The organism is Rhodococcus sp. NPDC057014 (assembly GCF_042673295.1).
Taxonomy (GTDB): Bacteria; Actinomycetota; Actinomycetes; order Mycobacteriales; family Mycobacteriaceae; genus Rhodococcus_F.
The window spans coordinates 1-7,841 of sequence record NZ_JBHUSF010000379.1 but is presented as its reverse complement, the minus strand read 5'-3'; the positions used below and the strand labels follow the sequence as shown (position 1 = coordinate 7,841).

At 69.7% G+C, this 7,841-nt stretch carries 6 protein-coding genes; 2 read left to right on the top strand and 4 right to left on the bottom strand.

Annotation, left to right across the window (positions count from 1 at the left end; genetic code table 11):
- Both ACFTZB_RS40115 and ACFTZB_RS40110 read left to right on the top strand, forming a co-directional pair.
- Window positions 1–1,471 (top strand): ABC transporter family substrate-binding protein (locus ACFTZB_RS40115; protein ID WP_378440663.1); only part of this gene is annotated, 1,471 nt, incomplete at its 5' end.
- A gap of 49 nt (window positions 1,472–1,520) precedes the next feature.
- Window positions 1,521–2,126 (top strand): hypothetical protein, encoded by a 606-nt coding sequence (locus ACFTZB_RS40110; RefSeq protein ID WP_378440665.1) that lies wholly within the window; start codon window positions 1,521–1,523, stop codon window positions 2,124–2,126.
- A gap of 6 nt (window positions 2,127–2,132) precedes the next feature.
- Here the strand turns inward: ACFTZB_RS40110 and ACFTZB_RS40105 are convergent, their stop codons facing one another.
- The 4 genes from ACFTZB_RS40105 to ACFTZB_RS40090 all read right to left on the bottom strand — a co-directional run bounded on the left by ACFTZB_RS40105 (window position 2,133) and on the right by ACFTZB_RS40090 (window position 7,754).
- On the bottom strand, window positions 2,133–2,501 hold the full coding sequence (locus ACFTZB_RS40105) for a hypothetical protein (RefSeq protein WP_378440660.1): 369 nt from the start codon (window positions 2,499–2,501) through the stop codon (window positions 2,133–2,135).
- A 97-nt stretch (window positions 2,502–2,598) separates the two neighbouring features.
- Window positions 2,599–3,876: a zinc metalloprotease gene (locus tag ACFTZB_RS40100; protein WP_378440658.1), complete on the bottom strand. Its 1,278-nt coding sequence runs from the start codon at window positions 3,874–3,876 to the stop codon at window positions 2,599–2,601.
- Window positions 3,877–3,898: 22 nt separating this feature from the next.
- Complete coding sequence (locus ACFTZB_RS40095; protein WP_378440656.1) at window positions 3,899–5,824, bottom strand: DNA/RNA non-specific endonuclease; 1,926 nt, start codon at window positions 5,822–5,824, stop codon at window positions 3,899–3,901.
- A gap of 82 nt (window positions 5,825–5,906) precedes the next feature.
- Window positions 5,907–7,754, bottom strand: coding sequence for a S8 family serine peptidase (locus ACFTZB_RS40090; protein ID WP_378440654.1), 1,848 nt, complete (start codon window positions 7,752–7,754; stop codon window positions 5,907–5,909).
- Between the last annotated feature and the right edge of the window lie 87 nt (window positions 7,755–7,841).

Here is a 7,841-nt window from a genome sequence, read left to right as displayed (position 1 = left end):
GCGGTCCAACGACGGCAACGACTCCGAGATCGGCGGCATGCTGAAGCCGATGATGCCCCGCGCGTTCGGCACCGACGCCGCGGGAGCGTTGTCGGTGAACCACGACTACTTCGTCGACGTCGCGCTCACCGGCACCGACCCGCAGCAGGTCACGTACACGATCGACCCGAAGGCGGTGTGGTCCGACGGCACCCCGATCACGTGGGAGGACATCCAGTCCCAGGCCGCGGCGCTCAGCGGGAGGAACAAGGAGTTCCTGATCGCGAACACGTCCGGGTTCGAGCGGGTGGACCGGGTCGAGCGCGGCGTCGACGACCGGCAGGCGGTGATCACGTTCGCCGAGCCGTACGCGGAATGGCGGGGCCAGTTCGCGGGCAATTCGATGCTCTACCCGAAGTCGGCCACCGCGACCCCGGAGGCGTTCAACACGAGTCTGCGCGACGGGATCTCGGTGACGTCGGGACCGTTCACGATCGCGTCGATCGACCGGGCGCAGAACCGGATCACGTTGGGCCGCAACCCCGCGTGGTGGGGTAACACCCCGAAACTCGACACCATCACCTACAGCGTGCTCGACGACTCCGCGCGCATTCCCGCGCTGCAGAACAACGAGATCGACGCGTCCGGGCTGGGCACGATCGACGAGGTGAAGACGGCGGAGGGATCGGACGGCATCGCGATCCGCCGGGCGCCGGGAACCCAGTTCTCGCACATCACGTTCAACGGTGCGGACGGATCGATCCTCGCCGATCCGCAATTGCGGGTGGCGCTGTCCAAGGGCATCGACCGGCAGGGCATCGCGACCGCGATCCAGAACGGTCTCGTCGACGACCCGAAGCCGCTGAACAATCACGTCTACCTCAGCGGTCAGCAGGGCTACCAGGACAACAGCGCCGCCGTCGCCTACGACCCCGAGGAGGCCGCGCGGCGACTCGACGAACTCGGCTGGAAACTCAACGGCGAGTTCCGGGAGAAGGACGGGCGCAGGCTCGAGATCCGCGACGTGATGTACCAGTCGACCACCTGGGTCCAGATCGCGCAGATCGTTCAGCAGAACCTCGCGCAGATCGGCGCCAAATTGAACATCGACACCCGGGGCGGCACCGGGTTCTTCACCGACGTCATCCAGCCCGGCGACTTCGACCTCGCCCAGTTCTCCTGGGTGGGTGATCCGTTCCCGCTCAGCGGTCTGCCGCAGATCTACGCGTACAACCCGGACGACCTGCAGGGCAATTACGGCCGGATCGGTTCGCCCGAACTGAACGCGCTGATCGAGCGGACGATCTCGGAACTCGACCCGCAGAAGGCGATCGAACTGGCCAACGAGGTCGACACCGCGGTGTTCGAGGAGGGGTTCTCACTGCCGCTGATGCAGGCTCCGGGCAACGTCGCGGTGCGCGACAACCTGGCGAACTTCGGCGCCGCCGGTCTCGCGTCCTACGACTACACCAAGATCGGTTTCCTGAATTAGCGGGTTCGCGGCCGTGCGCTACCCGGTGGCCGTCGGCGGGTGCGCGCTGATGGTGTGCGGCGTGTTCGCGGTCGTCGCCGACGCCGATCAGCTCAGCGCACTGGTCGTCGTGGCGGCGGCGGTGCTCGGGGTCACCGGCTACACGTGGTTCGCGGCCACCCGCACGCTCTCGCGGCACGGCCGGGCGGCCACGGTGCACCGGGTTCGCCAGCAGCATCGGCTGACCAGCAGGTCCTGGATCGAGGTCCGCGAGGAACCGGGTTCGCTGTGGATTCCGGTGTTCTTCGATCCCGCTCTGGTCACCCTGCCGACGCCGACCGCGGCGACGGTGCACGACGCGGGCCGTCGCACCGTGGTGGTGTGGGAGGGCCGTCGCCTGCTCCCCTCCGGGCGGACGCGTCGTTCGGAGCCGCCCGGCCGGTTGATCGACAATCCGTCGCGCCCGGATCCGGACGGTCCGGTGCGCGCCCGGGTCGCGGTCCGGCCCGCCCGCCGGCTTCTCCTCGACGCTCAGTTCGCGGTGGCGGCGCCGTTCGCCGGGGCACTGTGGGTGTACGTCGCGGGCGGCGGGCTTCCCGCGTTCGCCGGCGCGACGTGTGTGGCCGCTGCCGTCGCCGTGTGGTTGGCGGCGATCCGCGGCTCCGACCCCAGCTGACGGCGGCTACGACATGGTGACGCCCGCGCTGACGAAGCACGGCAACAGCCCGGCGATCTCACTCAGCACCGGCCCGAATCCGACGGCGGCCGGTACGGGGTCGTTGACGAACGCGATACCCCGGAACCCGGTGGTGAGGTTCGTGAACTGCACGACGGCGCCGTTCCACTGCGCGAGCGGCGCGGCGGTGGTGTACCGGATCCGGTCGGGTCCCACCCGTTCCGCGTGGAACGTGAGCCACGCACCGGGGGCGCACGTCGACATCGAGCCGGGGACGAACGGCGCGGCGGAGGCGGCGCCCGGCACAGCGAACGACAGCGCGCCCGCGACGGCGACCACCGCTCCCAGCCGACCCAGCACTTTTCGAGTAGACATCGGAATTCCTTTCGGGGCGCGCCAATCCGTCTCCCCGAGTACGGCGGAACCGCGTCACTGAGTGTGAATACCAGGTCCGAGAATTATATCTCCGCAGCTACCTCCGGCCGCTAGCATCCCCGACGTCCAATTCGAGCCGGTCCTCGTCGAACCGGACCACCCGAACGGTGCGAGTGTCGCCCGCCGCCGTGGTCACCTCGAGCCTCCCGTCGTCGTCCGCGGGCACCCAGGTTCCTTCCCGTGGTTCGTCGGCGTCGCCCCGGCCGATCGCCCAGTCGACGAACGAGCCGTCCGGCCGGAATTCGATACCGCCCCGCCCCCTCGCCCGGGGGAAGTCGAATCCGGCGGGCCGGTACACGCGAACACCGTCGTGGTCCTCCTCGAAGGAATGCCGCCAGCGTCCCGCCGCGCCCGGGGCGACCAGTGCGGAGACGGCCGGACTCGCTGCCCGCCCGGTCCACAGCGCCTTCCGGACGCCGTCCAGGCACGCCCCCATCCGGGCGCCCTGGCCCTTCGTGAACATCACCATCCCCGCGTCGTCCGTGTAGTCCATGTAATCCATGAACAGGTCGCCGTGGGGGCCGTTCCCGCAACTGATGTGCGGGAAGCGTGGCATCCCGACGTTCTGCCCGCCCTGATTGGGGGTGTCGGCGACCTCGTCGGAGCCCCGGCACCCGGTGCCGTCGTCGCCCCAGATGTGGAAGAGGTTGAGGTAGTGCCCGATCTCGTGGGTCGTGGTGCGCCCGAGGTCGAACGGGGCCCGCGCGGTCCCCGTCGTCCCGAACGCGGTGTACGTGATCACGACGCCGTCGGTGGAGACGGGGCCGCCGGGGAACTGCGCGTAGCCGAGCAGGCCACCGCCGAGCGCGCAGACCCAGATGTTGAGGTACTTCTGCGTCGGCCACGGGTCGGCGCCGCCGGTCTCCGCGGACTTCACGCCGTCGTTCTGGTCGAATGAATCGACTTCGGTTGCGGTGCGGGTGATTCCGTTCGACGGCCGCCCGTCCGGGTCGGTGTCGGCGAGGAAGAATTCGATGCCGGCGTCGCCGATCAGGTGCTCGAACACGGGCGGAACGGTGTCGATGTCGTCGTTGGTGGCGCGGAAGTCCTTGTTGAGCACCGCGATCTGGCTGTCGATCTGCGCGTCGGAGATGTTCTGCGCCGCGGTCTTCGACACCACGTGCACGACCACCGGAATCCGCACCGGTCCGCGGGCGGCGATCGACTGCAGCGGCTCCAGTTCGATGCTCTGGTTCTCGATCTCCGAGCGGGCGATGCGATACGACTCCGACTCGGTCAGCAGCCGGCGGTGCACGTCCATCGCCCCGCACGTGCGGCGGGTCGGCAGATCGGCCGCTGATTCGCTGGTGCTCATGTCGTCGGGTTTCCTTCCGGTTTCAGAGGATCAGGTCCTGGGGGCGGATCAGTTCGCGGGGCAGGCTGCTCGCCTCGATCCGTTCGAGCGGGTCGGCCGCGATGTAGGGGTGCAGGCCCAGACCGGTCAACCGGGCGATCCGCCGGACGGGTACCTGGAACGTGCGGTACGCGCCGTAGGAGAACGCTTCCTCCCCCTCTGCCAACTCGTCGAGCAGGGCGGCCTGGCTGAGCAGATATCCGGTGACCGAGAGGCTGCCGTCCTGCTTCACCATGGCGACCGTCTTCCAGAACTGCCGTGGCAGCGCCACGCCGCGATACTTCGGGTCGTCCGGTGCGAGAACGGGCCCGGTCACGACGGTGACGGCGAGATCGGCGTTGTCCGCGTTCTTCAGGACGTAGTCCTCGAGCCCCAGCCACAGCGTCTGTCCCGCGTTGAAGCTGTGGTGTTGCGGAGTGCAATTCGTGAAGTGGAACGTGTCGTCGTTCGCCGCCTTCGCCAGCGGGCCCCAGGCCGGGTCGAGACGCCGCACCAGGTGCCCCCGGTCGAGCGGATTGTCGCGGTACACGTCCTCCCCCGTCTGCTGATCGGCGGGAAGCCTCGGGTCGAGTATCCATCTGTCGCTGTCGCGCCGGGGGCTCTGCGACTGCCGTCCGTCGATGTTCACGGCGGTGAACAGTGCCAGCGCCCGCTCGCGGTGCATCACGACGCTGAAGTGGTGATATTTCAACTCCGGAGACGCCACCGCAGGCACCTCGGGCCGCGGCAGTGGTAGCGGCACCCGCAGGAAGTTCTCGTCGTACCCACCCCGGGTGCCGTAGTTCGGATCGATCGAGATCGCTTCGGGCGCCGCGGCCGCCGAGTCGACGGATCCGAGGCGCACCGTGATCTCGAGGGGAACCCGGACGGTCACCTCCCGTTCCTGTTCGAGCACCGGGCGGACCGCCGGCACCGCCCGCTCGGCGCCGAGGACCTCGTCGACGAGGTCCCGCCACTGCGGGGTCAGGTTCTGCGCACGCACGTATTCGAGTATGCGGCTGATCCGCACCCCCTCGTTGAGGACTCCACCGAACTCGGTGTGCTGCGGCGCCCGCACACTCGCGTGGTGCAGGGCGACCACCTCCCACTGATCGTTGAAGACCGGTGAACCCGAGGATCCGGGTTCGGTGTCGGCCGAGTAGTGCAGGAACCGTTCGGGAATGTCGACGATGCGGTTCTCCCGCAGCGCAATCTGCTTCTTCTCGCCGCGGGGATGCTGCACGATGGTCACGAACTCGCCGATCACGGCCTTGCCCTCCGCCTGGATCAGCGGGCTGAAACCGAACTGCGCGAGCGTCCCGGGCTCGGCCCCGACCGCGACCAGCGCGAAATCGCGTTCCCGGTCGGCGAGGTAGAACCGCCCCGGATCGAGCGGAAACATCTGCACGGGCCGCGGTTTTCCGTCGACGCCGTCCTGGTAGTCGAACTCGATCACGCTGCTGCGGGCGGTGTCGGCGTCCGGCAGCACGTGGTGGTTGGTCAGCAGCAGGGCAGGTGAGACGAGGAAGCCGGTGCCGTAGCCCTGCAGGGCGCCCCGGGCGTCGCGGATATTCACCCGTCCGATGGACCGAGCGGCGGCGACGCCGGCATCGAGGTAGCGGGCGCCGACGAAATCGGCTGTGCCGACGATCTTCTCGAGAATCCGATCCGGGAGGGTGTCCGACGCCCAGTCGTCCTCGCAGTAGTAGCGACCGAGCCGGTCCACCCGCTTCGCGATCCGTTCGGGCGTATCCGCCGCGGCAACCCCGCCGGGACCGGTGAGCGCCTCCACGTGCTCGCCGCGCTGCGGTGCCCGTTCCCGCGCGCGCAGTTCTGCCGCATCGTGTTGTCGTTGCCGTTCCGCCTCGAACGTTCCCGCGTGGGTCGCGCGCTGCGACTGCCCGTCTCCGATGTTGTCGACGATGGTCATGACTCGGTCCTCACGTAGGCGGCGGCTCGATGCTGTGCCTGCCAGCGTTCCCGCCGCGGGCGGACCGGTCCTGCGTAGCCGGCTACTCGTTTCTCGGTCCGACCGCGGCGCCGGCGCGTTCGTACTGTTCGACGCCGTTCCGGACGACCCGGCGAATGCGGGTGCCGTCGGCCACCAGGGCGTCGAGCAGCGGAACCGCCAGTTCCGGGCGGATCGGGATTTCCGCGAGCAACTGCCCGAGTTCGAGTGCGTCCGATCCGAGTGCTCCGACGACCACCTCCCGCCGCGCGCTGTCCAATGCCGCGTCGACGTCGAGTTGCTTCGCCGTGTCACCCCCCGAAGTCGATATCGGTGTCGCCGTCTCGACCAGCAGCGCCCGGACGTCCTGCGCGGCCAGGTCGCGGTCGGTCGCCCAGACCAGCATCGCCGCGACCGCCACGTACAGCGCGGCGAAGGTCGTGCCCTCCATCTCCGGTCGGTCGACCAGCCGCTCGCACGTCGTCCCGGTGATCGTCCGCGGCGCGTAGACGTCGGGTTTGCCCGCGTCGGGGAAGTACGGGGTTTCGTGGGTGAGGGTGCCGTCGTCTTCGACGGCACCGACGGCGAACGCCTCCGCACTCCACGCGGGATACGCCGGTTCGTCGGAGTGGTCGCCCGAGACGATCACGAGTCGTCCGTCGCCGACCAGGCGTGCGATGACGGCGTTCTGTGCGTCGGACGGGACCGCGTTGCCGTAATCGAACACCAGGATGTCCGCGTCGGCGAGGGCGGCGTCCTCCATCCACCGGCAGACGTCGCGTTCGGACGGGGCACCGTGCGCGAAGGCCATCTCCTGGGGCAGGAGTTCGGCCAGCGCCGATTCGCCCTGCCCCGTCTCGCCGGCCACCACCCGGCCCGGGACGTCGTGCCGGATGGCGCACTGCGTGACGGCCACCGCGATCTCCTCACGACGACCGGCCGTGAACGGTCCCGCCACCGCCAACCGCAGTGCGTGCCGCACCGTCGCCGCGGCGGCCGGCTCGGCCTCGGGTGCCCCGGAGCCGGCGCCGAAGAAGTCGGACCCGTTCGACACCGGCGGTGCCGGCTTCGCGGCACCGACACCCAGTTGCCGGACGAGCAGCGGCAGGTCCCGCGGTTCGAACATGCCGTCCTGGGCGGCGAGATCCGCCAGCTGCTCCCACAGTTCCAGGTGCCGCACGTCGGTGTAGAGCCGGGAGAGGTCCTGCTCCGGGTAGCGCGTCAGCGTGGGCAGGTTGCGCCGGATCCATTGCCACACTTCGGGCCAGGACAGAGCGTCGAGGCGGATCGTGCGCACTTCCGCGGCGCGGAGCGACTCGGTCAGTCCTGCGAGTTCCCCGGTGGTCGCCACGGCGAGCCGCGCGTCGCCCCGACGCTGTGTCAGCAGGACCAGGGCGTCGAGGAGGTCCGAGGCGCCGGGGGCGTCGCCGACCAGCAGGTCGCCGTCGTCGACGACGATCGCGGTGGGAACTTCGGTGAGGTCGTCGAGTAGCCGCTCCCACCAGTCACCGGCGCTGAGCCGGCCGGGCCGGGCGGTACGGACCCCGGCGTCGTCCATCAACTCGGCGACGATCCGGGACAGTTCGCGGAGCGGGTCGGGTTTCGCGAGCAACCGTTTCGCGCTGACGAACAGATGCGCGATCTGCGGTTCGAGTTCCTCGAGCACGCGGTCCAGGAGGGCCGTCTTTCCGGTGGAGGGCATCCCGACCACGTGCAGCAACCGGGCGGACGTCCGCCCCGACAGCACGTCCACCCCCTCCCGCAGTTCCGCGAGGCGGGAGATGAAGCGGAGTTCGCCCTGCCGGATCCCGATCCGCCGCGAGATCCGCCGGGGCGACGGTTCCGGCCGAGCCTTCGCGTCCGGGTCGACGATCGCGCCGGGCTCGCTGCCGCCGACGAACAGGCAGGGCACCGCCCAGTCGAGCAGGGGGTCGCCGCTGTTCTCGTCGCCCTTGATCGCGAGCCGCGCCAGCCGCTACGCCTCCGCGACGGGCTGGCC

Bases quoted from the DNA above. Each gene is read 5' to 3' on its own strand.
- ACFTZB_RS40110 (WP_378440665.1), top strand. From the start codon at position 1,521: ATGGTGTGCGGCGTGTTCGCGGTCGTCGCCGACGCCGATCAGCTCAGC.
- ACFTZB_RS40105 (WP_378440660.1), bottom strand. From the start codon at position 2,501: ATGTCTACTCGAAAAGTGCTGGGTCGGCTGGGAGCGGTGGTCGCCGTC.
- ACFTZB_RS40100 (WP_378440658.1), bottom strand. From the start codon at position 3,876: ATGAGCACCAGCGAATCAGCGGCCGATCTGCCGACCCGCCGCACGTGC.
- ACFTZB_RS40095 (WP_378440656.1), bottom strand. From the start codon at position 5,824: ATGACCATCGTCGACAACATCGGAGACGGGCAGTCGCAGCGCGCGACC.